We start from the raw sequence: 24,242 nt of genomic DNA on the forward strand, positions 1-24,242 counted from the left end.
GTGATCCGCGACGCCGACCGCAAGGGCCTCTGGCGCATCGCCGCCGAGATCGACGCCCTCGCCGCAAAGGCCCGCGACCGCAAGCTCCGCCCCGACGAGATGGGCGGCGCCTCGATGACCATCTCGAACCTCGGCGGCATCGGCGGCTCCGCCTTCACCCCAATCGTCAATCCGCCCGAAGTCGCCATCCTCGGCCTCACACGCACCCAGACCGAAACCGCATGGAACGACGGAACACCCCGCCCCGTCCCCATGCTCCCCATCGACCTCTCCTACGACCACCGCGTCATCAACGGCGCAGACGCCGCAAAATTCCTCGCAACCCTCAAAACCGCAATCGAAAAACCAGAAACAATCCTCGTCTGACCGCACGCGATCATCCCGAACGACGGCGGAAGACGAGGAGCGCCATGAAATAGCCACCGCCCAGCAGCGAGGCGACGGTGCCCGCCGGCAGCTGCATCGGATAGAGCATCATCCGCCCGAGCCAGTCCGACAGCACCATCAGGAGCGCGCCGATCACCGCGGCGAGCGCCGTCTGCGCCATCGCGCGGCGTGCGCCCAGCATCACCGCCACGTGCGGCGCGAGGAGCCCGACGAAGGTGACCGGACCGAGGAACGCCGTCACGATCGCCGCGAGGATGGCCGCGAGGCTCATCACGGCAGGGCGCGCGAGGCGGGGGGCGAGGCCCCGCGCGGCGGCGACGTCGTCGCCCGCGGCGATCAGCGTCAGCCAGCGGTGAAAGGCCAGGATCAGCGCGCCGCACAGCGCCACCGCGGCGGCGAGCGTCAACGCGCCGGTGGGCGACACGCGGTAGGTCGAGCCGCCCATCCAGCCGAGGATGGCGAAGGTGTCCTCGCTGCCCGAGGCGAGCGCGAACTTCACCAGCGCATCCAGCAGCGCACCGAGTGTAATGCCGATCAGCGCGACGGCGGCGGGCGCGTGGCCGTGGCGGCGCCCGAACCAAAGCAGCAACACGAGCACCGCGAGGCTGCCGAGCACGGCGATCCCGGCGCCGATCTCGAAGATCGACGCGCCGGCCAGGAGCGCCGTCGCCACCAGCGCGAAGGTCGCGCCCGAGGACATGCCCAGGATGTCCGGCGAGGCCAGCGGATTGCGGATCAGCCGTTGCAGCAGCACACCCGACAGCGCCATCCCCGCCCCGGCCGCCGCCGCCGCCAGCACGCGGGGCCAGCGCAGCGACAAGACCAGATCGCCGGGCACCGCCACCCTCCAGCCCGCGTCGGTCTGCCCCGCGACAAGGGCCAGCACCGGCACCGCCACCAGCGCGAACACGATTGCCGCCACCGCACCGGTCGGAACCCGCGCGGGTCCTGGCGGCAGGCGGAACTGGGCGTGGTCCTGCGCCGAGAGACGCCCGCGGGCCAGCCAGATCAGCGCCGGCGCGCCGATCAGCGCCGCCGCCGCACCGCTCGGGACGAGGTCGCGGCTGACGCTGCTGACGGCGATCGCGATCGTGTCGGTGCCCAAAAGCAGCAGCGCCCCGAGCCCCGCGCTGGCGGCGAGCTCGGTCAGCGGGCGGCGCGCGCCGGACATCCGCGCGAGGTTCGGTGCCAGCAGGCCGATGAAGCCGATCATCCCCACGGCGGTGACGCTGATCGCCGTCAGGAACAGCGCCGTCAGCGCCGCGGCCCCAAGCGCCGGCGCCAGGTGCAGGCCCCGCGCCTCGGCCCCCGCCGCTCCGGTCCTGAGGAGCGCCAGCACCCGGCCGAGCCCCACCGCCACCAGCACCGCCACGGCGAGCCGCGGCACGAACCAGAGCGGCCATTGCCAGCCGCTCTGTCCCAGGTCGCCGGCGCCCCAGACGAAGAGATGTCCGAAATAGGGGCTCTGCAACAGCAGAAGCGCCCCCGCGACCGCGCCGAGGAACAGGTTCACCGCCATCCCGGCCAGCACCGCGTGCAGGCCCGTCAGGCCGCGCAGCCCCGAGATCGACAGGACCAGTCCAAAGGCCCCGATCGCGCCGGCGAAGCTGAACCACGCGCCGTGCGTCGCCGCGAGGCCGGGCGCGAGGAGCGTGCCGATGATCGTGGCGAGCCACGCGCCCGAGGACGCCCCCAGGGTCAGGGGCGAGGCCAGGCGGTTCTGCGTGACCTGCTGGAACAGCGACCCGGCGAGCCCGAGCGCGAAGCCGGCGAGGCCGGCCATCGCCGCGCGCGGCAGCATCGCCTCGCGGAACTGCACGTCGGCAAAGCTCTCCGGTCCCGCTCCGCCGACGAGCGCGGCCATCCGAGCCAGGCCGAGATCGCTTCCCGACCAGACGTGCAGCACTGCCAGCGCCAGCGCGAGGCCGAGCCACGCCGCGCCGATCCCCGGTCCGGCGGCCCTCAAGACGGATCGAGCATCGTCAGCGCGTCGCGGAAGGCGCGAGCGTGGCGCAGCACCGACAGGATGCCGCCGTAGCTCCAGACCGGCTCGGCCTCGGCGAAACGGCCGGCGCGGACGGCGGGCAACGCCTGCCAGAGCGGGCTATCGAACGCGGCGGCCCCGCCCATGTGTGGCCGGATCGCCAGCAGCGCCCCCTCCTCGACTTTGGCCAGGTCTTCGAGCGGCCGCTGCGCGACGCCCCATTTCGAGGCCGCGACCGGCACTTCGGGGTCAAAGCCGAGGCGGCCCAGGACATACGTCGGGATCGAGTTGTCGCCGTAGATCCAGACGGTCGAGTCGTCGTTCAGGCGGACGGCGGTGACCTGGGTCAGCCGGTCGCCGTACCTCTCTTCCAGATCCGCTGCGATCCGGTCCAGTTCGTCCTCCATCGCGGCGAGCTTCTCTTCGGCCCTGTCCTCGCGCCCGAAGAGGCGGGCGAGCGTCAGGAAGATGTCCCGCGCGGCGGCAACGTTGTCATGGTCGGCGCTGAAGGCGTCGAAGGCGAGGACAGGGGCGATCCGCTCGAGCACGGCGATCTGGTCGGGCTCGACGCCCGATGCGACGATCACATCCGGCGACAGGGCGGCGAGGCGTTCGAGGTTCGGCTCGGTCCGCAGGCCGATGTCGGTCACGTCGTCGGGCATGGCGGGCTGGCCGACCCAGTCACGGTAGAGGTCCAGCTCGGGCGCCCCGACCGGCGTGATGCCGAGGTCGAGCACCTGTTCGGCCAGGGCCCAGTCCATGACCACCACGCGCTCGGGCACGGCATCGAAGCTCTGCGCGCCGCGACGGTCGGAGACCTCGATCTCCGCAGCGGCGGGGGCCGACAGCAGGGCGAGCCCGGCTGCGAGAAAGGCGCGGCGTCTCATTCCGCCTCCGCGATCCTGGTCAGCGCCGCCGCCATGGTGTCCGCCAGCCGGCCAAGGGAAAAGGCGCCGCCGAAGGTCCAGGCGGGATCGGCCACGGCGAAGCGCCCGGCACGGACGAAGGGCATGAACTGCCAGATGTCGCTGCCGAACAGCGCGTCCTTCTGCGGGAAGGGATCGAAATGGACGACCGCCGCATCCTCGAAAGCGGCGAGGTCCTCGACCCTGGCCTGCCGAAAGCCCCATTGCGTCGGCGCGCCCGGATCGGCGGCGGTCAGCCCCATGCCGCGCAGGGCCGCCACGGCCATCGCGTTCTCGCCGTGGAGCCGCACGCTCGTCGGCGTCAGAAGGCGGATCGGCAGGACCGGCGGCACCGGGCCGTCGAACGCGGCGCGCACCCGGTCCCCAGCCTTGGAAATCCGGGCATCGAGAGCGTCGAGCCGTTGCTCCGCCATCCCGGACACACCGAACGCCCCCGCGAGCGCAAGGTAGACCTCCCGGCTCTTCGCGGCGTTGTCGTGGTCGGCCGAGAACATCTTGAAATAGGCGGTGGGCGCGATGCGGTCGAGCTGCGGGACAAGCCCCGTCTGCTGGTCGGCGGCGAGGATCAGGTCGGGGTCGAGTTCGGCGATCCGTTCCAGGTTCGGCTCGTTCCGCAGGCCGACATTCACCGTGTCGGCGGCCAGTTCCGGCTCCACCACCCACGTCGCATAGCCCTCGGGGTCGGCGACGCCGGCGGGCGCGACGTCCAGCTCGACCAGCAGCTCCGCCAAGCCCCATCCCAGCGCGACGATGCGCTCCGGCGGCGCGTCGAGGCTGACCGTGCCGCGATCGTGCGGCAGCTCGAACGCCTGCGCGGAACCCGCGAGGCACATCAGGACGCAGAACAGGCGAAGGACCATTGGATTACTCTTTGCTCAGGCGACGACGGCGAAGGGCGGCTTGCCCGCCCGTGGCAGAAGCTCCATGTCGACATCGTAGAGCCGGCCCAGCACCTGCGGGTCGAGCAGGCCGTCCGGGGCGCCGTCATACGCGACGCGTCCCGCGCTCAGCGCAACGATGCGGTCCGCGAACCGGGCGGCCAGGTTGATGTCGTGGAGGATGACGATGACGCGGCGACCCCGGTCGCGGGCCAACCGCGACAGAAGCCCCATAACCTCGTAGGCGTGGGCCAGATCGAGCGCGGCTGTGGGTTCGTCCAGCAGCAGGATCGGCGCGTCCTGCGCCAGCAGCATGGCGATCCAGGCCCGCTGCCGCTCGCCGCCCGACGTCTCGTCGGCCAGCCGGTCGGCCCGGTCGGTGCTGCCGGTCTCGGTCAGCGCATGGTCCACCGCCGCGTGATCCTCGGCCCGCCACCGGCCGAGCGCCCCGCGCCACGGAAACCGGCCCAGCCTGACCAGTTCGCGCACCGTCAGGCCCGCGACGGGGGGTAGCCGCTGCGGCAGGTAGGCCACGCGGCGCGCAAGCGCCTTCTGCCCCACCGCGTCCAGCGCCGCGCCGTCCAGGGTGATCCGCCCGGCATCGGGCCGGTCCTGCCGCGCGATCAGCGACAGGAGCGTGGACTTGCCCGACCCGTTGTGCCCGAGGATCGCGGTGACGCCCTCGGACCCGAGCGACAGGCGCGGGATGCCAAGCACCTCGCGCCCGTCGTGACTGCGGCTGATGTCGGTCAGTTCGTACATCGTGCCCCGAAGCGTCCCTAGAACCTGGTCGTTGCCGTCAGCGCGACCGACCGGCCCTGGCCGAAATAGCAGCCCCCCGACGCGCAGTAGGTCACATGCCGCTCATCGGTCAGGTTCCGGACGTTCAGAGCAACGTTGTAGCGGTCGGTCTCGTAGGCCACGCGCGCGTCGTAGAGCGTGTAGGACGGCGTTTTCTGGCTGTCCGCGCCATCCCACTTCTCGCCGGTGTAGCGCGCGCCCGCGCCGAACGACCATCCCCGCAGGGCTCCCTGGCTGGGCGAATAATCGACCCAGAGCGAGCCCGTCGTCTCGGCCACCGTGGCGATCGTGTAGCCGTCGGCGTTTTCGGTCTCGAGGAACGTCGCGCTCGCATCGAAGCCGAAGTCGCGCCATTCGGTCTGCGCCGAGAATTCCAGCCCGCGGGACGTCGCCTCGCCCGTCTGAACCTGGAAGCCCGGATTGGCCGGGTCCGACTGGGTCAGGTTCGACTTGGTCAGGTCGAAGGCCGCGGCCGAGAACAGCATGTCGGTGCCCGGCGGCTGGTACTTGACGCCGATCTCGTACTGTTCGCCCCGCGTCGGGTCGAAGGGCGTGCCGCTGGCATCGGTCCCGGCGACCTCCTGGCGGAAACTCTCGGCATAGCTGACATAGGGCGAGACGCCGTTGTCGAACGCGTAGAGCAGCGCGACGTTCGTGGTCCACGCCTCGTCCTCGTCGAGCACGCGGGCGCTGCCGGCCGTCGCCTCGGTGTCGGATTCGATCCGGCCCCAGCGGACCCCGGCATCGAGGTGCAGGCGGTCGTTCCAGGTCGCCCGGTTCTGCACGTAGACGCCGGTTTCCTGCACCTCGGTGCCCGCATCCGGGGTCGGAGTCAGGTCCGGGGCACCGGTATAGACCGGGTCGAACGGGTCGATGGGCCGCTGCGGCGCCGAGGTGACGCTGTCGCTGTCATATTGGGCGTCGCTGTAGGTCACGCCCATCAGCGTGCGCATGTCCCACCCCGCCAGCCGGTATTCCGCGGTCGCGTGGGCATCGACGGCGAAGGTCTCGAGCGACTTGTCGGCGATGTAGAAGGTTCGGTCGGCGGTGCCGTCCTCGTTGTAGCGCGGCGGATCGTTCTCGTAGTTGTTGTAGCTCCACCAGGCGTGGCGGTAATCCGCGTCCGAGGACTGGTAGCGCGCCGTCGCGTCCATCGACCAGACGCTGTTGAATCGGTGCTCGAACTGAGCGGTCAGCGCGCGCTGCTCGGTCTCGAACCGATCGAAGCCGGGCTCGCCGATGAACAGCTCGTCGCTCAGCTCGCGGCCGTCGGCCAGCGGGATCAGGGTCCCGTCCAGCGGCGCGAACTGGATCAGCGGGCTCTGGTCGTCCTTCTGGTAGTTCGCCAGCAGCGTCAGCGATGTGTCCTCGGACGGCTGCCAGGTGATCGACGGCGCCAGTGCCAGCGTGTCGTCCTGGGAATAGTCCACCTGGGTCGCGCTGTCGCGCAGCACGCCGACGAAGCGGTAGCGCAGCGTGCCGTCGGCGTTGAGATCGCCGCTGTAATCCAGCGCGACCTGCTTGCGGTCGCGCGATCCGAAGGACAGCTGCGCGATGTTCTCGGACGGCGTCGCGGCCGTCTTGGAGCGGGTGTTGACGACACCGCCCACCTCGGAATTGCCGTAGAGGCCCGAGGCCGGCCCGCGCAGCACCTCGACGCTGTCCAGAAGGAAGGGCGCGGGGGTCGTGTCGTTATAGTAGCCATAGCGCGACGGCAGCCCGTCATGGAACGTCCGCGGCCGGAAGCCGCGCACAAGGTACCAGTCCGACCGCGCGTCCATGCCGTATTCGCTGGTCGTCACGCCGGCGGTATAGCTCAGGACCTGCTCGACGGTCTGCCCGCCGCGTTCGGCGATCTCCTGCGCGCCGATCACGCTGACCGACCGCGGGGTCTCGGCGATGCTGTCGCCGGATTTCATCAGTCCGCCCGTATCCAGCCGGACCGCCTCGCCGAAGAACTCCTGTCCGCCTTCGTTCTCGACAAGGATGGTGCCGAGCTCGACGTCCTGTGCGAAGGCCGGCAGCGCGGCCGTGAGTGCGCAGAAGGATAACGCGGTGCGCCGAAGATACATGTCCCGTTCCCTTAGATTGTATCGTGAGAGCCCCCGTTCGGGGCCCTTCGACTTCCGCTACTTATCCCGAGTAATAGAGTCAACATTCGTTTCCGACTTTTCTAGTCGGGTTTTTGCGCGGTCCAATACGCGGCCACGTAGCATTCGCTGCGATCGACGCCGGCCTCGGTCCGGACGAAGCGGCGCATGGCCTGCACTCGGCGCTTTTCCGCGGCGACCCAGACATGCCGTTCGCCCGCCACGCCCAGATCGGCCGAGCGCAGAACCTCTTCCAGGCCAGGATCGCCGGCGCTCCGCCGCAGCCAGCGCACTCTCATGCCCACCGGCGCGGTCAGCGTCAGCACGTCATCGTCATCCTCGACCTCGATCGCGGCCAGCCCGGTGACGAACGGCGGAGCGGTCTCGAGGATGCGGGCGATCGCGGGCAGCGCCGTCTCGTCCCCGGCGAGGACGAGGTGCGCGGCTTCGGGCAGCCAGCCGCCTCCCGGCCCGGCCAGCCCGACCCGTGCGCCATGCGTGGCGGCCTCGGCCCAGGCGCAGGTGGGCCCGTTGCCGTGCAGGTAGACGTCGACATCCATCCATCCCGCTTCGGGGTCGATGGCGCGGATCGTGTAGGCCGGCGTGTGCAGCGCGTCGGCGCCCGAGGGCCAGACCGTGCGCCCCTCGGCCCCGATCATCGGCCAGACCGGATCGCGGCCCTCCGGCGGCAGCAGCAGGCGGATATGGATGCCGGAGCGGGCGAAATCCTGCAGATCCGGCGCCGCCAGCCGCAGCCGGAGGAACCGCGCGCCCACCCGGCTGCGACCCACCACCCGCGCCTCGCGGAAGTTCGGCGGTGTCGCGCCGCGTGGCAGTTCGCCCGCCCATTCCAGCTGCGCGCCCAGCCCCGAGCGCAGCGCATCGAGCCGCCCCAGAACGGATTCCCGCAGCATGTACAGGTTCGCCGCGCTGTCGGAGTGGATGTCCACGTGTAGGCCGTCGTCGGCGGCGTCGAACCGGATCACGCCGATGCCGGTGTCGCTTTCCACTCGCGCCGGGCGGTGATCGGCCAGCGGAAGGTCCTGTTCCAGGATCGATGCCGCGATCTCGTCCAGCAGCGCAGGGGCCGGAGCGGTGGGCAGGTGGCCGTGGGCGGTAAGGTCTGTCATCGGCATCCTCGCATCATCCGTCGAAGCTCATGGAAAGCGTGAAGCTGTAGCTCGATTGCGTCAGCCCGCGCGGCGCTGCCGGGAACCGGCCCGACCGCACCGCCTGAAGCGCCGCCTGATCCAAGGCCCGGTTGCCGGTGGACCGTGTCAGCGACAGGCCGACGAGCTGACCGTTGGGGTTGACGCTCAGCCGGACGGTCGCCGTACCCGACGCGCCCCGTGCGGCGCGGGGGTAGCGCTTGTTGCGCTCGATCCGGCGGACGATCTGACCGCCCCATTGGGCCGTCAAATTCTGCCGCTGGCCGGCCGACAACGACTGCCCGGCGGATTGCTGACCCGCGCCGGACTGGGCGCCGCCGCCCTGCCCCGCGGCGCGCTGCTGCTGCCGGTCGGCGTTCTGCTGGCCCTGCCGGGGCTCTTCCTGCTGGCGCTGCGGCTGTGGCTCCGGTTCCGGCTCGGGCTCGGGTTCCGGCCGGTCGGGACGCTGCACCGGGCGCACGCCCGGCGGAAGGTCCGCCGTCTCTTCCTCGTCCGTCGCCTCCGGCTCGGGCTCTTCCGGCGGCTCCGGGGGTTCGGGGGGCGCGGTGTCCATCTCGGCCTCGGGCTCGGGCTGGTCCGGCAGGGCGAGACCGGCCGTCGCGGGCGCCTCGGGCGTCGGCATCGACTCGGCCGAGGGCGCCTCGGGCGCATCCGGCGGGGTCATGTCGGGCGCCTGCGGGGTCTCCATCTCTGGCTCGGCCTGGGTCTCGGGCGGGCGCTCCCAGTCCTCGACCATACGCGAGACCTGCTGGCTCGCCGCCTTGACCGACACCGACGACTCGCCGCCCGCGCCCTGCGACGCCGCGGAGTCCTCGGGCGGGCGGACCGCGGCCACGGCGAGATGCGCGCCGACGGCGATCCCCACGAACACGACGCCTTCGATAACCCGTCTCATGGCGCCGCCGTCACCAGGTCGACGCGAGCAAAGCCGAGCGCGCCGAGCCGAGGCATCAGCTCGGCAAGCCGCTGACCCGACGCCGCCGCGTCGGCGCGCAGCACGACCGGCGGCCCCTCGCCCGCTTCACAGTCGATCTCGGTGCAAAGGCTCTCACGCGCACGCTCCAGTGCCGAAAGTGCCGCGTCGGCGCCGTTCGCATCGCGGAACGCCACCTCACCCTCGCCCGAGAGATACACGATCAACTCGCCCTCGCTTTCCGCCTGGCTCTCGGCCTCGGGCGGCTCCACCTCGAACGGCTCGGGCGGGGCGATCTGCGCTGTCATCAGGAAGAAGATCAGCAGAAGGAACACCACGTTGATCATCGGAACGATGCTCTCGGGCGGCTGTCTGCGGGGCGGATCGGAGAAACGCATGGTCTACTCCACCAATGTCAGACCGGTGAAGCCAGCGGTGCCCAGGGCCTCCATCACGCGGACGACCTCCTGCAATGCGGCGTCGTCACGGGTGCGCAGGACGATCGTGTCGCCCTGGTCGTCGGTCAGGGACTCCAGCCGTGCGGGCAGATCCTCGAGCGCCACCGTCTCGCCGTTCAGGGACAATCCATCGGGGCGGATGTCGACCAGTCGCGGCGGCCCCTGGTAGGCCTCACCGCCGCCGGTTCCGGCCACGTTGAGCGGCAGGTGCATGTCGGTGCCGAACCGCGAGGCCAGCATGAAGAAGACCAGCAGCAGGAACACCACGTCGATCATCGGCGTCAGGCTGGGCCGGCGCCTGGGCCTTTGGGTGGCGAAAACGAACATCGGCGCCTACTCCGCCGCCATCCGCCGGTCGACATGCTGTTCGGGCACCGGACGCAGGAAGATGCGGGTCGCGGCGTCCTCCATTTCGTGACGCAGCCGGTCGACGATGGACTCGAACCACGTCAGCGCCATCGACGCCGGAATCGCCACCGCCATACCGGCCGCGGTGGTCAGCAGCGCCTCCCAGATGCCACCGGCGAGCGTGGCGGGGTCGGCGCGGCTGCCGGCCTCCTGCAGGGCCTGAAACGCCGCGATCATGCCGAGCACCGTACCCAGCAGACCGAGAAGCGGCGCGATCGTCGCCATCAGCTCCAGCGGTCGCAGGCCCGCGCGGGCCTTGGTGATCAGGTGCCGGGCGACACGCTCGGTCTCGGCTTCGGCGGCCGAGGTCGACAGGCTGTGATCGCGGCGGGCATGCATCGCGGCACGGGTCAGTACGGCGCGGCAGGTCCTGCGGCGTTCGAGCAGGGCCAGCGCCTCGTCCGGGCGGCCGTCGGTCCAGAGCCGCACGGCCCGCTGCACCCGGCGTCCGCCGCTCCAGGCGCCCAGCAGCGCGAGGCGCCAGATTTTCCACAGGATGAGCGCGAGCGTGATGACGGACAAAGCCGCGATCGCCCAGATCGCCGGTCCGCCGAGCACGACGAAATCCAGCGCCTGTCCAAGTCGATCGCCCGTGGCGCCGGTGATCTGTTCCACGATGGGCTCCATGCCAAGACCTCCAGAAATGGCGCAGCGCGCCCGAGTACGGCGGCACTTTCATTTCCGATTATATTTGTCAAGAATTGCCAAAGGCAAATCCGACCGGCCCCTTCGGCGCGCGACGCAGCTTTCAAGGTCCGCGCGAACGCCATTCTGCAACGCAGCATTGCAGGTCGCGCAAGGCAGACTCCAAAAAGACTGTTAGCGCTCAAATCCTCAGCAAAAGTGAAAATCCCGCCTCCGCGTCAGTGCATATCGCACTTGCAGAAAGGTGCGTTGTGCGAGCGCAGCATTCGCTTAGCTTTGGGTCAGCAACGCAACACAAGGATCATCGACATGGCTTTCATCACCGCCACCAACGACCGCGGCCTCCGCGCGCGCTTCGCCGAAACCGTCGCCACCCTGCGCGACCAGATGCGCGAGCGTGCCCGCCGCAACGCCGTCTACCGCCAGGTGCACAACGAACTGTCGTCCTGCACCGACCGCGATCTGGCCGACATGGGCTTTCACCGTTCGCAGATCGGCGACATCGCCCAGCAAGCCGCGGACCGCGCCTGAACCCTCAAGCAACCCCGGAGGATCTGACATGACCGGGCTCAACCACGCCATCTCGCCTCGCCTCGAGGCCGACATCGACGCCTTCCTTCTCGGAATCGGACAGGGATTCAATCCCTACCTCGAGAAGCACGCGCGCCGCACCGAGATCGCCGCGCTGGATGCGGCATCCGACGAAGAGCTTGCCCGAATGGGCCTGACCCGCGCCGACATTCCCGCGCGCGTCTTCCGCGACCTCGCCGACTGATTTGTCGGCGGGGTCCCCCCGCTTTCCGGGAAAAATGCTGCGCGCGCGGCTCACGTGCCCTAGACTATCGGGTAATCTGACAGTCACGGGAGCACGACCCAAGATGCACGCCTTCAAGACGACCCTGCTGGCCCTCGCCGCCGCAACGGGCCTGGCTGGGGCCGCCCAGGCGGCCACCTGCGGCAACACGTCCGCCGGCTTCGACCAGTGGAAACAGCAGTTCGCGCAGGAAGCCGCCGCCAACGGCGTCGGACAACGTGGCCTGCAGGCGCTGGCCAATACCAGCTACGCGCAGCGCACCATCAATGCGGACCGCAATCAGAAAAGCTTCAACTACTCGCTCGACCGCTTCATGGAAGTGCGCGGCGCGCCGACCATCGTGTCGCAGGGCCGGCAGCGCCTGGCGCAGAGCGCCGGCTTCTACCAGTCGCTCGAAAACGCCTACGGAGTCCCCGCCGGCGTCCTGATCGCGATTCACGGGATGGAGACGGGCTTCGGCAATTTCATGGGCGATTCCAACGTCCTGTCGGCCATCTCGACACTCGCCTACGATTGCCGCCGGTCCGAGTTCTTCAGCCGCCACGCGATGGCCGCGCTTCAGCTGGTCGACCGCGGCGCGCTGTCGCCCGGAACCGTCGGGGCGCGCCACGGTGAAGTGGGCCACACCCAGTTCCTGCCGGCCAACGTGCTGGCCTATGGCGTGGATGGCGACGGCAACGGCCGCGTCGACCTGACCAACCAGACCGACGCGCTTGCCTCGACGGCGAACTTCCTTCGCCAGAAGGGCTGGCAGCCCGGCCAGGGCTTCCAGCCGGGCGAGCCGAACTTCGCAGTGATCCAGGAATGGAACGCCGCGACCGTCTATCAGCAGGCCATCGCGATCATGGCGGCCCGTATCGAGGGCTGAGACCTCAGCCCGCCTCGCGCCGGCCGGCCGGGACGATCCCGTGCCGGCCGCGCCCGCCGACCTTGGCCGAATAGAGCGCCGCGTCGGCATCCCGCATCATGGTCTCCAGGTCCGGCGCTTCGTAGAACGACGACATGGTCGTTCCAAAACTGCCTGACACCCGGCACGTCCTTCCCTCGAAATGGATCGGCCGCTGAATCCGCTCGATGATCCGCGCCGCGATCCGGTGCAGCCCACCGGGGTCGTCGAGGTTGTCGAACACAAGAACGAACTCGTCGCCGCCGATCCGTGCCACGGTGTCCACCATCCGCACCTCCGAGACCAGCGCCGTCGCGACCTGCTGCAGGACATGGTCGCCGGCCGCGTGACCGAGCGAGTCGTTCACCTCCTTGAAATGGTCCAAGTCCCCGATCGTCAGCGCGAAGGGCCGCCGCTGCGCGATCAGGCGCGAGACCACGTGCGTTAGCGCGCGACGGTTCTTGAGCCCGGTGAGCGTGTCGGTAAATGCCTGCTCTTCGGCGGCGACGCGTGCGCTCTGCAGGCGGCCGATGAGCCGCCGCGTCTCGGCCATGGCGAGCGACTTGGCCTCGTCCAGGTACAACAGGTCGAGCGTCATGTCCGTCGGGGCGAAATCCGCGCGGCTGAGCCCGCGCGCCCCGATCCCCGCGACCTCGGAGATGCCGAAGGCCAGGTTCAGCACCGAGGGCCCGCCCGGCGCCATCGGCATCAAGACCCCGCGCAGGCGCGTGCCGTCGCGTCGCAACGACAGGTGAAGCCGTGTCGCCGGCGCAAGCTCGTCGCCATCCGGCTGATGCAGCGCGAACACGTCGTGCCAGGCTGTCCCTCGCGGGGAGCGCGAACCGCACAGCTTGGTCAGCGTCGGTCCCGCATGCAGGATACGCCCCTCGCCCGACAGCACCGCCGCCATCGGCATCAGCCGGTCGAGCGCCCTGTAATCTATGGGAACCGTCATGCTAGCCGCGCGGCCAGCTCAAACCGCCGTCCCTCGGCAAAACAGACCTCGTGCACATCGATACGGATGACGGCACGCCCCGCATCCTGCCGCGCGTAATCGAGATAGGCCAGCGCCCCGTAATCGTCGGCCATGGCCCGCAGCACGCCCAGGGCGATCGGGCCGAACTCGGGGAAGCCGCCTGTGATCTCCAGCCGGTACCGCGTCGACCTCTCCCGGTGCAGCGTCAGGCGCGGCAGCTCCAGGTCCGGCAACGCCAGGCGCGCGCGGTCGGGAAGGTCGTCGAGCGAGCCCAGGAAATCGAGAAAGCTCTCGCCGCCAAAGCGCAGGAGCCGCCGCAACGCGATCCGCTCGGGATGCGATACGAGATACGTGCCCATGTCCTCGAGCAGCATGTCCTCGACCTTGTCCAGGGCGAAGGCCGCCGCGCGCAGCACCGCCGTCGTAAGCGCGTCGTCATACGACAGTAGCGCCTCGAAATCCGAGATGCCGAGCCCCGCGGCGCGAACGATCTCATCCCACTTCGCGCGACCGTACGTATCGCACAGAAACCGCTGCAAAGACGCATTGATCAGGCCATGCACGTGCCCGCCCCCTTTTTCCCACCGCCGGGAACCCTACGGGAGGGGCGTTAAGAAACGTCTAGCGGCTCAGGGCAGAACGACGAGCCCGCCCTGCCCGAGCGGCAGCATCCTGAGAGGCGCGGCCGCACCGCCCGGCGGGTCTGCCGCCAGCGTGTCGATGTCAGGCGCGGCGCCGTCGATCTCCATCGCGGCGTTCGACGTCCACTGGCCGTCGCGCTCGGCCAGCACGATCAACCGCGGCGTGTCGGTGTCGTCGTGATAGGCGATCACGGCCTCGTCGCCCGCGCCCGCCTCCAGCAGTTCGGCGCGGATCACCAGACATCCGGGACGCCCCTCGCCGGTGGCGCGAGCGCACCCGTCCGCGATCTGGCCGAGCAGCCACTCGTTCAGAGCGCCGAGCATCTCGGAGGTGACCGGCGCGCCGCCCACCGTGGGCAGGGTCTCGGCCAGGTCGACCCGGCCCCGCGGCGTGCCCAGACGCGGCGCGTCGCGCCGGCCGCTGCCGATTGCGTCGAGCCGTTCGCGCAGCGCGGCCGCCTCGGGCGTGTCGCCCGTGGCCAGACGCTCGGCCGCGGCGTCACCGGACCGGCCCCAGTCCCGCGCCATCGCCGCGAGATCGAGCGCTTCGACCGACACGGCGCCGCGGGCGAAGCGGCGTTCCTGGCTCGACGCCGAAATCCGCTGCGGATCGAGAACCGGCGTCAGCCAGGCCAGAGCCACCAGCACGGTCACGCCCGCCATCGCCACGTTGCCCTGCCGCAGCCGCGCCATCCACCCGGCCCCACGCAGCACAGCGACCGCGTAGACGACCCCGTGCCCCGCCAGCACGACCGCGATGCTGGCCGCGGCAAGTCTGTCCGGCGTCCAGCCGTACTGCCCCACGCGCAGGCCGACCGCCACAAGGGCCAGCCCCGAAAGCGCCGGCAACAGCAGCGCAAGCACAGCAGCGCACCACCGCAGCGTCGCGGACCGGGCCGCACCGTCATCGTCCGCCCCCGCGGTCGCCGTCACCAGGAGCGCGGCGGCAAAGGCCATCGCCATCAGCGTGCCCGCCTCGGACAGCACGCCGAAGGCCTCGGAACTCAAGCCCTGCAGCGGGAACGCCACGAGGAACACGGCCGTCACCGCCATCACCACAGGCACCAGCAGCCGCAAAAGGCGCAACACCTGCGCCTGCCCCTTGCCGAGCCCCGTCTCGGCCAGCGCGGCGAGCGCCAGTCCGATCAGCAGGCCGGTCAGCGTGAACCGCTGCGGATCGTCGTCGAAGAGCCGCGCGATCACGTCGATGCCCACGAGATCCAGCAGCGTGTCACCCAGGAACAGCACCAGCCAGCCCAGCCCCGCGAAGGCCACCGCCAGCGCACAGCGCAGGACGATGTCCCAGGCGTTTCCGAACAGGTCGTCATAGCGCCGCCAGTGCTGCCCCGGTCTGAGGGCCGCGATCAGGATCGGCACCGCGATCACCACCACGACCAGCACCGCCATCAGCGCATGCGCGCTCTCGACGAAGGCGATGGCATCGTCGAAGCGGAAGGAGGCCAGCAGCGTCAGCACGGTCAGCGGCACGGCCAACCCGGCGCCCAGCACAGCGGCCCGCGGCGCCGACAACGGCCCCAGCGCCGGAAGCGCGGCCGCGAAGAACACCGCCACGGGCAGCGCGAGTGCGAGATGCAGGCGTGGCGATACGCCCATCGACGCCAGGGGATCGCCCAGCGCCCAGGCCGCCAGCCCGGCCAGGGCGCCCCCGGCCACCGCCGCAATCTTCGTCGCCGTCGAAGGCCCGGTCGCGCTGATCATGCCATGCTCCTGCGGTGTCACGCGCCAGACCTAAGCACGCCGGCGCGGCGGCGCCAGTCAGGGCGTGTCGGCGATCCGGTCCAGCCAATCCGGCACGGAAGCGACGCTCGGCAGGACAACGCGGGCCAGAGGGGCAAGTGCGGACTCGGGGGTGGTGCCGGTCAGGACCGCCACCGGACAGGCGCCCGCCGCCTGCGCCGCCTTCATGTCATGGACCGCGTCGCCCACCATCACGACGCGGCCGGGCGCGATCCCGGTCCGGGTACAGAACGCTGCAATCTGGCCGGGCGCGGGTTTCGCACCGTATCCGCTGTCACTGCCGATCACGAGCTCGAACGCCGCCTCGATCCCCGCCGTGGCAAGATGCGCCCGAGTCGGAGCGACCGCGTCGTTGGTCACCACGCCGAGCCGCAGCCCGCGGCCCGCAAGCCCCGCCATCAGCGGCGCCAGGGCCGCAGCGGGCACCTGCGGCGCCACCGCGGCGCGGTCGTTCATCCATGCGACCAGCGCCGGCAGGCCGAGTTCCGAGAAGGGATGCAGGCAGGCGGCGATCGTCTCGGGCGTGCCGGTCACGGCGGGGCTGTCGGGGTAGAACCGCAGGCGTTCCAGATCATAGCCGATCGCCTGCGCCATGGCCTCCTGGCGGTGCGGCTCTCCGTCCGACAACTCGAACAGGAGATCGCCCGCCCAGGTCCCCCACGTGGCCTGAAAATCGAACAATGTCCCGTCCTTGTCGAAGAGTATCGCCTCAATCATGCGGCCCTCGCTGCACCGCCGCGCGTTGACAGGACAGAGCAAACGCCCGACCGTGAGCGCCATGCAGGACCCGCCAAGCTACAGCCTACACGATTCACTGGGATATCGCCTCTCTCTGGCCGCCCGGCTGCAGGAGCGCCGCCTGGACGACGGGCTGCGGCAGCTGGGATTGTCGCGCACGACGTGGTGCCTGCTGCTCGGCGTCGGAAGCGAGGGGCTGCGACACCCGTCCGACCTTGCGCAGTTCGTCGGCATCGACCGCACCGCGACCTCGCGGGCACTGCGGCAGCTCGAGGCCGCGGGCCTGATCGCGCGAAAGCCGGGGGTCGGGGACCGGCGCACGACCGAGGTGTCGCTGACCGATCAGGGACGCGAGGCGTTGGTGCGCGGAGTTCCGATGGCCGAGGCGAACAACGCCGCGATGGCCGCCAAGCTGAGCGCCGACGAACTGGACACGCTGCATCGCCTCCTGTCGCGCCTGACACGGGGCGAGGCGACCGCGCTGGAGCGGATCTGACGGGGCGGGTCCCGGTCACTCAGGTCCAGTGCACCTGCTGCCCGCCGGGCAGCGCCTGCCGGGCCCGCATCGGACGGTCCGTGGGCAGATCGTGGCTTTCGCAGAACTCGGTCACCCAGGCATCGTCGAGGCACAGGAAATCCAGCACCGAGGCAAGGAACTCGGGGTCCTGCGCATTCTCGCGCATCATGTCGAGCCCGACCCCGCTCGACCCCATGAAGACGTCCAGCAGGTCGTCCTTGGCGGCGATCCACCCGAGGGCCTGAACGCCGATCACTTCCGCCTCGTCCTGCCGCATGTGCTGCCCCTTGCCCCGAAAAGGAATTGTTAACGCCTGAGCGCGCAGAGTGATGGCATCAAGAACAAATCGACGCAAATGCGAGATGCCATGCCGGGTCATATCCTGATCGTCGACGCGACGTCGACCAATCGGATCGGGCTGAAGGTCAAACTGGACGCCGCCGGATACGGCATCTCGTATTGCAGCGATGTCGAGGCCGCGCCGGGCATGGCCGCGCGGCTGGCCCCCGATCTCGTGATCGCCGACGCGGACCTGTCGTTCTCGATCGTACCGGACCTGCCCTCCCGGCTGATCGGCAGCGCGGCCCCGCACCGGCCCGCCCTGCTGCTGACGACGGCCTGCGAGCGCCCGGACATGCGGCTGCGGGGACTGCGCGCCGGCGCCGACGACGTGCTGCCGCGTGACCTGAGCGAGCGTGACCTGCGCACGCGGGTGCGCACATTGCTGCGCCGCCGGCAGGACCACGACGACCTGATGCAGCGTTTGCAGGAGGGCGACCTGGGCTTTGCCGAACCCGCGGCGGCCTTCGCGCCGCCGGCCGTGCTGGGGCTGATCCCCGCGGACAAGGCGCAAGGGCTGGCATGGCGGACCGCGATGTCGCCCTGTTTCGACGGCGTGCTACGTGTCCTCGCACCGGCGGACGCCCTCACGATCACGACAGGGGCGCAGCCGCCGGATGCCTTTCTCGTCGCCGCGGGACAGGGGACCGGCACCGACGGGCTGCAACTGGTCTCAGAGCTTCGCAGCCGACTGCAGACCCGTCATTCCGGCATCGTGGTCCTGCATGCCGCGGACCCGCCCGACCTGGCGACCCGCGCGCTCGACCTCGGGGCCGACGACGTGGCCACGCTGCCGCTGTCGCCGCCAGAGACGGTGCTGCGCCTGCGCAAGCAGATCGACCGCAAGCGCGAGGCGGACGCAGCGCGCGATCAGCTTGCCCGGAGCCTTCAGTTGGCACTGCGCGACCCGCTGACGGGCCTGCACAACCGCCGCTACGCCGACCGCCGCCTCGCCCAGATCGGCGCCAGATCCGCGCAGTCGGGCGTGCCGTTCGCGGTGCTGACGCTGGACATCGACCACTTCAAGGACATCAATGACAGCTACGGCCACGCCGCGGGCGATGCCGTGCTGCGGGGGCTGGCCAAGCGGCTGACACGTCCCTTGCACGACTGCGATCTGCTGGCCCGGATCGGCGGAGAAGAATTCCTGGCCGCCCTGCCCGACACCGACGCGGCGCGGGCGCGCCGGGTGGCCGAGTCCCTGTGCGAGACCATCCGCTCGGAACCGTTCGTTCTGCCCAACGGCACGCTGCGGCACGTCACGGCGAGCATCGGCATCGCACTCGGCGGTCCGGGCGGCGACGGGCCGGACGGCGTGGTGCAACGCGCCGACGCCGCGCTCTATGCCGCCAAGGCGCGCGGTCGCGACCGGCTGGAGATCGGGCCCGAGGGCTGGATCGGCGACGCTCAATCCCGCCGTCGCACCCGGTCCAGCGATCGGTCCAACCGGTCGGCATAGTCCCGGCGGGCCTCTGGCGACATCGCCGAGACCCGATCGGAGATCAGTTCGGCCGTCATGCGCTGCTGCGTCCGGAACACCTCGCCCTGGGCTGCGATCGCGTCGACGAAGGCCGACGAGTCGAACCTCTCGGCGCGCAGCAGGTCCAGCGTCGCCTCGAAGCGGTCGCCCAGCAGCGCGCGATTGTCCTCGAACGCCGCACGGCGGCCCCGCGCCGCTTCGGCCAGCGCCTCCTTCTGCGGCTTTTCCAGGGCCATCACGAAGGGCGTCGGCCCCAGCAGACGGAGCGCGGGATCCATGTCGCCCCAATGGTGCCGCCCGCCGTGACGCCCCGGTCCATCGAAGACGATCGATCCGGCGACGATCCCCAGGACCAGCAGGTTCGCCGCCAGCGACACCGCCAGCAGCAGCCGGGCCCGGCGCGACATGTTCGGGCCGCGGGGGGTATCGTGATCGCTCATTCCGTTGCCTCCGCCACGATCTCGTAGGAGGGGCCAAGATCGGTCAGGTCATAGCTCGCCGCCACGGCGCCGGGCACCACCGCCGACAGCGACGCGGGCAGCGCCGCGCCGATCGCCAGCCCGACGAGAGATGCCGCCACCAGTCCTGAGGCCCCGCGCCAGCCGCCGATCACGCCCAGAAGGCCGCGCCAGCCCCCTCCCAGCGACCGCTGCCGGGACGCACTGTGCTGTGCGGCCTGCGTGGCGTCGGCATCCGCGAGGATGCGCGCGACGAGGTCGTCCGACGGCGGCGGATCGGAGGCGCGCACCGTGGCGAAGGCCGCGTCGATCAGGGCGTCGTCTTTGTCAGTTGCCATAGCCCAACTCCTCTCGCCGGCCGGCCAGGTCCGCCGCCAGCGCCCGTTTGCCGCGGGCGGTCAGACTTTCGACTGCCGCGACACCGATGTCCATGATCCGGGCAATCTCGGGATTGCCCAGACCGTCGAGATGCCGCAGCACCACCGCCTGCCGCTGCCGCTCCGGCAGCCTCGCCAGCGCGGCATCGAGGGCGGCGGCCCGATCGGCCTCTTGCAGGCCCGCCACCGCGCCCGGCGCCGGATCGGGCGGCTCGGCCACCTGGTCCAGCGGGTCGCTGCGGCCCGCCTTGCGCAGCCGGTCGACGCAGAGGTTCGAGGTCACGCGATAAAGCCACGTCGTCACCTTCGCCTCGCCCTGCCGCCACTCAGGCGCGATGTGCCACAGGCGCAGCATCGCCTCCTGCGTCACGTCCTCGGCCTCGGCCCGGTCGCCGCCCAGCATCCGCGTCGCGAAGGACACTATCCGCGGCGTGAGCCGCAGCGTCAGGGCGCGCGCCGCGACGCCGTCGCCATTGGCGAAGGCCACCAGCAGTGCCTCGTCGCTGACATCGCCGAGGGTGTCGAAAGGCATGTCCATTCCGCCTCGCCATAGCCGGGCGCCGCTGTCCCGGCAATCGGCGCGCGGGCCGGCCACTGGCCAGCCTGCACCCGGCCTCAGTCGTCGTGCCCGTGGCGCGAACCGGCGCGATGCCCCTCCCGCTCGCCGTGGTGCCGCCCGGCATGACGCGGCGCGGCGTCGAACTCGGCCTCGCTGACCTCGCCATCGCCGTTCACGTCGAGCCGTTCGAGCATCGCCATCGCCCGCGGGCCGCGCCGTTCGTCCGCGCTCGCGGCCATCTCGTCGGCCGAGACGGCGCCGTCGCCGTCGGTGTCCATGCGCTCGACCATCGCCTCGGCCCGCCGTGCGTCGCGCTCGGCCCGCCGCGCCTCGAAGGCGGCGACCAGTTCGTCGGCGTCCAGCGCGCCGTTGCCGTCGGAATCGGCCTCATCGATCATCGTCGCGCGGCGCTGCTCGAGGTCGGCCGCGCTCAGGACGCCGTCACCATTCACGTCCAAGGTCGAGAAGTCAGCGCCGTAGCCCGCCGGTCCGGGGCCGGCGGCCGCCGGCCCGGTTGCGACGGCACCGGCGCCGAGGGCGATCGTCAGCGCCAGCGCGCCCAGTCGTGCAGCGGGGGTCATGAGTCTCTCCGTTCTTGCCTGCGGCCGGTGCATCGCGCCTCCGACCATGCCTTTCGAACGGGACAGCCCGCCTATTCCGTCGCGCGTGTCCGAATTTTTTCGCGACATCCCGCCGCAAGGACACCCCGTCGCCTTCCGATCCGGGCGTCAGAGGCGTACCTAGAGGGAGAGAGAGGGCGGAAGGGCCACATGGCAATGTACGACTCACACCACGAGATGCGCGAAACCGAGGACCGCGAGCTGCGTCCGGCGGTCCTGCGCGGCTGGCGGCGGCGCTGCCCGAACTGCGGCGCGGGTCCGATGCTGAAGGGCTACCTGGCCGTCCGGGACCATTGCGCCGTCTGCGGCGAGGAACTGCACCACCACCGCGCTGACGACGGTCCGGCCTATCTGACGATCCTCATCGTGGGGCATCTGATGGCGCCGGTGATGCTGTGGTACTTCACGACGTTCCGTCCCTCGCCGATGGTGCTCGCCTCGCTGTTTTCGGTGGGATGCGTGGCGTTGTCCCTCTATCTTCTGCCGCGACTGAAGGGGGCGATGATCGGCTTCCAATGGGCGCGGCGCATGCACGGGTTCTGATCCCGCGCCCACGCGGGATCGGAGACACATGACGGAATCGGTACGCGACGCGGCAACGGTGATCCTCGTCCGCGACCCTGCGGGACGCCCGAGTGTCCTGATGGGCCAGCGCGGCAACGGTGCCGTGTTCATGCCCTCGAAGTTCGTCTTTCCCGGCGGGGCGGTCGACCCCGGCGATGCGCATGTGCCGATGGCGCGGCCGCTGAACGGGCTCTGCGCGGCGCGGCTCAAGGCCGGACCCGAGGCGCCCGCCCCTGCGACCCTGGCCGCCACCGCGATCCGCGAGCTATGGGAAGAGACCGGGCAGGTCCTCGGCAGCCCACGACAGTGGCGCCGCACACCGCCGGACGGTTGGGCGGGCTTCGCCGGGACCGGCCACCTGCCCTCGCCCCAGCCGCTGCGCTTCGTTTTCCGTGCCATCACGCCGCCGGGACGGCCCCGCCGTTTCGACGCGCGCTTCTTTCTTGCAGATGCGGCGCATCTGGCCACCGACCCGGACGATTTCAGCGCTGCCAGCGACGAGCTGGCCCATCTCGCCTGGGTGCCGATCGCCGAAGCCCGCGAGCTCGACCTGCCGTTCATCACCGCCGTGGTGCTGGCCGAGGTGGCCGCGCGCCTTCCAGCGCTGGACCCGCCGGAGAGCGTGCCGTTCTTCCGCAACGACGACGAACAGAGTCTCTTCCTGCGGCTGGGCGGCGCCCGGCCCTAGTCGATGCAGAGCGTCGCCTCGACACCGCGGTCGGTCAGGATGTCGTGGCAGCCGAAGAACGGCTTGACCGGCGCGCAGGTGCGCGAGCGGGCCAGGCACAGGCCGTCGCATTCGCTGCCCGAGCGGCAGGGCTGGTTGGCGTCGGCTGTCGGGCGGGTGCAGACTTGGCCGCCCGCGGCACCGGCCTTCCCCCAGCTACCGCCATCCTCACGGCACTGCGCCTCGGCACGGGCGGCGGCGTCGGGCGCGTAGCTGCCCGTCACAGGGGCTGCCGGCTCGGCCTCGTCCCGCTGGCAGGCCGCCAGCAGGACCGTGACCGCGAGGGCCCCTGCGAGGACACGACATAGCCCCAGCATCCCCGCCCGCCTCAATAGGGCATCGGGTGCGCCTTGTGCACCGCGGCGATGTCCTCCAGCACGTCGTCACTCAGCGTGATATCGGCCGCCCCGAGGCAGGTCTCGAGCTGCTCCATCGTGGTGGCGCCGATGATCGGGATCGTCGGGAACGGCCGGCTGCGGGTAAAGGCCAGCGCCATCTGCGTCGGATCCATGTCGTGCGCCCTGGCCACGTCCAGATAGGCCGCGATCGCCGGGAACACCCGTTCCGTCTTTCGCCCACCCAGATCCGGGGTAAGCGACATGCGCGAGCCGTCGGGCACGGTTCCGTCCTGATACTTGCCCGTCAGCAGCCCCGCGGCCAGCGGCGAATAGGCGAGCAGCGTCACATCGTCATGGACGCACATCTCGGCGAAGTCGCCGTCGAAGGTACGGCAGAGCAGGCTGTACTCGTTCTGAATGGTATCCACGCGCGGCCCGCCGATGCGCTCGGCGGCGGCGTTCCACTGCATCGTGCCCCAGACGGTATCGTTCGACAGGCCGAAATGGCGGATCTTGCCCTCGGCCACCAGCGCCTTGAGCGTCTCCATGACTTCGGCCATGTGGGCCAGCGTCGCCTCGGTGTCCTGCCCAGAGGGATCGTAGCTCCAGATCTGGCGGAAGTGGTACGAGCCGCGGTTCGGCCAGTGCAACTGGTAGAGGTCGATCACGTCGGTCTGCATCCGGCGGAGCGACGCGTCGACGGCTTCGCGCACCGTGTCGGGCGTGATGCCCTTGCCGTCACGCGCCATCTGGCTGGGTCCGAGGATCTTCGTCGCCAGGACGATGTCGTCGCGGCGGCCGCGCGTCTTCAGCCAAGTGCCGATGATCTCTTCCGTCCGGCCCAGCGTCTCGGCGCGGGCGGGCTGGGTGGGATACATCTCGGCCGTGTCGATGAAGTTCACGCCCGCCTCGACAGCGCGGTCCATCTGCGCGTGGCCGTCCGCCTCGGTGTTCTGGTTGCCCCATGTCATCGTGCCCAGGCAGATTTCGGACACGGTCAGGCCGGTGCGGCCCAGCGGCAGCATTTTCATTGTCTTGTCTCCTCAAGTTGCGCGCAGGGTTAGCAGCCTCGACGGGAACGGCAAGACCGGCCTTGAGAACAAATGAAGAACATATTAGCCTTGGATCATGGCCTCTGCACCCGCGCCCCACATGCTGACCCGCGCCAGCCACCGCGCCCCCGAGCCGCACGGCCTGCGGTTCGTGGGGGACCTCACCCTCGCCCCCGCCCGCGTGCACGAATTCTGCGGCCTATCCCGGCGCACCCTGGCGATGATCGCGGCGGGGCGCACCGAGGGATCGGTGATGTGGATCGCCCCCTCGTGGACCCTCGGCGGCCCTCATCCCGAAGGGTTTATGCCCTTCGTCGATCCGGGGCGGGTGGTGTTCGTCGCGCCGAAACGGGCCGAGGACTTGCTGTGGTGCATGGAAGAGGTCCTGCGCTCGGGCATCGTGACGGCGACGGTCGCCGACCTGCCGGATCCGCCGAGCCTGACGGCCGTGCGCCGCCTGCACCTTGCCGCCGAAACCGGGGCCGCCGCGTCGGGCGCCCCGCCCCTGGGGATCCTCCTGACCCCCGAAGGCGCCGCCCAGGGGGTGGAAAGCCGATGGGCGCTGTCCCCACGGCACCACGGACAGACCGCGCTGTCGTGGCGGCTGGAGCGGCTGCGCGCCCGGACGGCCCCGCCGGCCAGCTGGGCCGTCTCTCCGGGCAAGGGCGGGCTGGTGGCCGAGACGGCGGCGTGAGGGCGCGCGTGGCCGCTGGCCCCTGCCCGAGGATTTCGCTAAAGG

The 24,242-nt window shown here is 70.6% G+C and carries 30 protein-coding genes; 9 read left to right on the top strand and 21 right to left on the bottom strand.

What is annotated here, in order from left to right; genetic code table 11:
- On the top strand, positions 1 to 366 hold a 366-nt coding region (locus BMZ25_RS17880; protein ID WP_177190524.1), incomplete at its 5' end, for a 2-oxo acid dehydrogenase subunit E2.
- Between the two features lie 10 nt (positions 367 to 376).
- On the opposite strand, the gene fhuB is transcribed toward BMZ25_RS17880, so the two are convergent.
- The 10 genes from fhuB to BMZ25_RS17930 form a co-directional block, all read right to left on the bottom strand.
- Entirely contained in the window at positions 377 to 2,353 is a 1,977-nt protein-coding gene (gene fhuB, locus BMZ25_RS17885) for a Fe(3+)-hydroxamate ABC transporter permease FhuB (RefSeq protein ID WP_092696021.1), read from the bottom strand.
- Entirely contained in the window at positions 2,350 to 3,258 is a 909-nt protein-coding gene (locus BMZ25_RS17890; protein WP_092696022.1) for an iron-siderophore ABC transporter substrate-binding protein, read from the bottom strand. Before BMZ25_RS17890 ends, fhuB begins: the two co-directional genes overlap by 4 nt.
- Positions 3,255 to 4,157 (bottom strand): ABC transporter substrate-binding protein, encoded by a 903-nt coding sequence (locus tag BMZ25_RS17895; protein ID WP_092696023.1) that lies wholly within the window; start codon positions 4,155 to 4,157, stop codon positions 3,255 to 3,257. Before BMZ25_RS17895 ends, BMZ25_RS17890 begins: the two co-directional genes overlap by 4 nt.
- Positions 4,158 to 4,172: 15 nt before the next feature.
- A complete protein-coding gene (locus BMZ25_RS17900; protein ID WP_092696024.1) occupies positions 4,173 to 4,937 on the bottom strand; it encodes an ABC transporter ATP-binding protein in 765 nt (254 codons plus the stop codon).
- A 17-nt stretch (positions 4,938 to 4,954) separates the two neighbouring features.
- The gene (locus BMZ25_RS17905) at positions 4,955 to 7,048 is read right to left on the bottom strand and encodes a TonB-dependent siderophore receptor (protein WP_092696025.1); all 2,094 of its coding nucleotides are present in this window, start codon (positions 7,046 to 7,048) and stop codon (positions 4,955 to 4,957) included.
- A 101-nt stretch (positions 7,049 to 7,149) separates the two neighbouring features.
- On the bottom strand, positions 7,150 to 8,196 hold the full coding sequence (locus BMZ25_RS17910) for a siderophore-interacting protein (protein ID WP_177190525.1): 1,047 nt from the start codon (positions 8,194 to 8,196) through the stop codon (positions 7,150 to 7,152).
- A 13-nt stretch (positions 8,197 to 8,209) separates the two neighbouring features.
- Positions 8,210 to 9,130 (bottom strand): TonB family protein, encoded by a 921-nt coding sequence (locus BMZ25_RS17915; protein WP_092696027.1) that lies wholly within the window; start codon positions 9,128 to 9,130, stop codon positions 8,210 to 8,212.
- Positions 9,127 to 9,546, bottom strand: a complete 420-nt coding sequence (locus tag BMZ25_RS17920; protein WP_092696028.1) for an ExbD/TolR family protein — start codon at positions 9,544 to 9,546, stop codon at positions 9,127 to 9,129. The genes BMZ25_RS17915 and BMZ25_RS17920 overlap by 4 nt, the downstream gene beginning before the upstream one ends.
- A 3-nt stretch (positions 9,547 to 9,549) precedes the next feature.
- Positions 9,550 to 9,933 carry an ExbD/TolR family protein gene (locus BMZ25_RS17925; RefSeq protein ID WP_092696029.1) on the bottom strand — a complete coding sequence of 128 codons (384 nt, stop codon included), beginning with the start codon at positions 9,931 to 9,933 and terminating at the stop codon, positions 9,550 to 9,552.
- Between the two features lie 6 nt (positions 9,934 to 9,939).
- The gene (locus BMZ25_RS17930; protein WP_092696030.1) at positions 9,940 to 10,641 is read right to left on the bottom strand and encodes a MotA/TolQ/ExbB proton channel family protein; all 702 of its coding nucleotides are present in this window, start codon (positions 10,639 to 10,641) and stop codon (positions 9,940 to 9,942) included.
- Between the two features lie 327 nt (positions 10,642 to 10,968).
- Here BMZ25_RS17930 and BMZ25_RS17935 point away from each other — a divergent pair, with 327 nt between their 5' ends.
- The 3 genes from BMZ25_RS17935 (at position 10,969) to BMZ25_RS17945 (ending at position 12,341) form a co-directional block, all read left to right on the top strand.
- Positions 10,969 to 11,190: a YjiS-like domain-containing protein gene (locus BMZ25_RS17935; protein WP_092696031.1), complete on the top strand. Its 222-nt coding sequence runs from the start codon at positions 10,969 to 10,971 to the stop codon at positions 11,188 to 11,190.
- Between the two features lie 28 nt (positions 11,191 to 11,218).
- Positions 11,219 to 11,434 (top strand): hypothetical protein, encoded by a 216-nt coding sequence (locus BMZ25_RS17940; protein ID WP_092696032.1) that lies wholly within the window; start codon positions 11,219 to 11,221, stop codon positions 11,432 to 11,434.
- 103 nt (positions 11,435 to 11,537) lie between these two features.
- Positions 11,538 to 12,341 carry a lytic murein transglycosylase gene (locus tag BMZ25_RS17945; protein ID WP_092696033.1) on the top strand — a complete coding sequence of 268 codons (804 nt, stop codon included), beginning with the start codon at positions 11,538 to 11,540 and terminating at the stop codon, positions 12,339 to 12,341.
- A 4-nt stretch (positions 12,342 to 12,345) separates the two neighbouring features.
- Here the strand turns inward: BMZ25_RS17945 and BMZ25_RS17950 are convergent, their stop codons facing one another.
- From BMZ25_RS17950 to BMZ25_RS17965, 4 genes are all read right to left on the bottom strand, one after another.
- Positions 12,346 to 13,314, bottom strand: a complete 969-nt coding sequence (locus BMZ25_RS17950; protein WP_092696034.1) for a GGDEF domain-containing protein — start codon at positions 13,312 to 13,314, stop codon at positions 12,346 to 12,348.
- Entirely contained in the window at positions 13,311 to 13,898 is a 588-nt protein-coding gene (locus BMZ25_RS17955; RefSeq protein WP_092696035.1) for a heme NO-binding domain-containing protein, read from the bottom strand. Before BMZ25_RS17955 ends, BMZ25_RS17950 begins: the two co-directional genes overlap by 4 nt.
- Positions 13,899 to 13,964: 66 nt before the next feature.
- On the bottom strand, positions 13,965 to 15,695 hold the full coding sequence (locus BMZ25_RS17960) for a DUF4153 domain-containing protein (protein ID WP_092696036.1): 1,731 nt from the start codon (positions 15,693 to 15,695) through the stop codon (positions 13,965 to 13,967).
- Positions 15,696 to 15,752: 57 nt separating this feature from the next.
- Entirely contained in the window at positions 15,753 to 16,451 is a 699-nt protein-coding gene (locus tag BMZ25_RS17965) for an HAD family hydrolase (RefSeq protein ID WP_092696037.1), read from the bottom strand.
- Between the two features lie 61 nt (positions 16,452 to 16,512).
- Between BMZ25_RS17965 and BMZ25_RS17970 the strand changes: the two genes are divergently transcribed.
- Positions 16,513 to 16,968 (top strand): MarR family winged helix-turn-helix transcriptional regulator, encoded by a 456-nt coding sequence (locus BMZ25_RS17970; protein ID WP_092696038.1) that lies wholly within the window; start codon positions 16,513 to 16,515, stop codon positions 16,966 to 16,968.
- Positions 16,969 to 16,987: 19 nt separating this feature from the next.
- On the opposite strand, the gene BMZ25_RS17975 is transcribed toward BMZ25_RS17970, so the two are convergent.
- On the bottom strand, positions 16,988 to 17,266 hold the full coding sequence (locus BMZ25_RS17975; protein ID WP_092696039.1) for a DUF3572 domain-containing protein: 279 nt from the start codon (positions 17,264 to 17,266) through the stop codon (positions 16,988 to 16,990).
- A gap of 90 nt (positions 17,267 to 17,356) precedes the next feature.
- On the opposite strand from BMZ25_RS17975, the gene BMZ25_RS17980 reads away from it, so the two are divergent.
- A complete protein-coding gene (locus BMZ25_RS17980) occupies positions 17,357 to 18,787 on the top strand; it encodes a diguanylate cyclase (RefSeq protein WP_177190526.1) in 1,431 nt (476 codons plus the stop codon).
- Here BMZ25_RS17980 and BMZ25_RS17985 read toward each other — a convergent pair.
- From BMZ25_RS17985 to BMZ25_RS18000, 4 genes are all read right to left on the bottom strand, one after another.
- Positions 18,736 to 19,248, bottom strand: a complete 513-nt coding sequence (locus BMZ25_RS17985; protein WP_092696041.1) for a periplasmic heavy metal sensor — start codon at positions 19,246 to 19,248, stop codon at positions 18,736 to 18,738. The two genes, BMZ25_RS17980 and BMZ25_RS17985, sit on opposite strands and share 52 nt — an antisense overlap.
- Positions 19,245 to 19,604, bottom strand: coding sequence for a hypothetical protein (locus BMZ25_RS17990; protein ID WP_092696042.1), 360 nt, complete (start codon positions 19,602 to 19,604; stop codon positions 19,245 to 19,247). Before BMZ25_RS17990 ends, BMZ25_RS17985 begins: the two co-directional genes overlap by 4 nt.
- The gene (locus BMZ25_RS17995; RefSeq protein WP_092696043.1) at positions 19,594 to 20,181 is read right to left on the bottom strand and encodes an RNA polymerase sigma factor; all 588 of its coding nucleotides are present in this window, start codon (positions 20,179 to 20,181) and stop codon (positions 19,594 to 19,596) included. Before BMZ25_RS17995 ends, BMZ25_RS17990 begins: the two co-directional genes overlap by 11 nt.
- A gap of 77 nt (positions 20,182 to 20,258) precedes the next feature.
- A complete protein-coding gene (locus BMZ25_RS18000) occupies positions 20,259 to 20,783 on the bottom strand; it encodes an EF-hand domain-containing protein (RefSeq protein ID WP_092696044.1) in 525 nt (174 codons plus the stop codon).
- Positions 20,784 to 20,978: 195 nt separating this feature from the next.
- Between BMZ25_RS18000 and BMZ25_RS18005 the strand changes: the two genes are divergently transcribed.
- Both BMZ25_RS18005 and BMZ25_RS18010 read left to right on the top strand, forming a co-directional pair.
- Positions 20,979 to 21,365: a DUF983 domain-containing protein gene (locus tag BMZ25_RS18005; RefSeq protein WP_092696045.1), complete on the top strand. Its 387-nt coding sequence runs from the start codon at positions 20,979 to 20,981 to the stop codon at positions 21,363 to 21,365.
- 28 nt (positions 21,366 to 21,393) lie between these two features.
- Entirely contained in the window at positions 21,394 to 22,074 is a 681-nt protein-coding gene (locus BMZ25_RS18010) for an NUDIX hydrolase (protein WP_092696046.1), read from the top strand.
- On the opposite strand, the gene BMZ25_RS18015 is transcribed toward BMZ25_RS18010, so the two are convergent.
- Together BMZ25_RS18015 and BMZ25_RS18020 are read right to left on the bottom strand one after the other, a co-directional pair.
- The gene (locus tag BMZ25_RS18015; protein ID WP_092696047.1) at positions 22,071 to 22,430 is read right to left on the bottom strand and encodes a hypothetical protein; all 360 of its coding nucleotides are present in this window, start codon (positions 22,428 to 22,430) and stop codon (positions 22,071 to 22,073) included. The genes BMZ25_RS18010 and BMZ25_RS18015 overlap by 4 nt on opposite strands.
- 11 nt (positions 22,431 to 22,441) lie before the next feature.
- Complete coding sequence (locus BMZ25_RS18020; protein ID WP_092696048.1) at positions 22,442 to 23,482, bottom strand: aldo/keto reductase; 1,041 nt, start codon at positions 23,480 to 23,482, stop codon at positions 22,442 to 22,444.
- Between the two features lie 97 nt (positions 23,483 to 23,579).
- Between BMZ25_RS18020 and BMZ25_RS18025 the strand changes: the two genes are divergently transcribed.
- Positions 23,580 to 24,197 (top strand): ImuA family protein, encoded by a 618-nt coding sequence (locus BMZ25_RS18025; RefSeq protein ID WP_235859932.1) that lies wholly within the window; start codon positions 23,580 to 23,582, stop codon positions 24,195 to 24,197.
- The last annotated feature ends 45 nt before the right edge of the window (positions 24,198 to 24,242 follow it).

Origin of the sequence: Tranquillimonas rosea (genome assembly GCF_900111315.1) — a bacterium.
GTDB lineage: Bacteria > Pseudomonadota > Alphaproteobacteria > Rhodobacterales > Rhodobacteraceae > Tranquillimonas > Tranquillimonas rosea.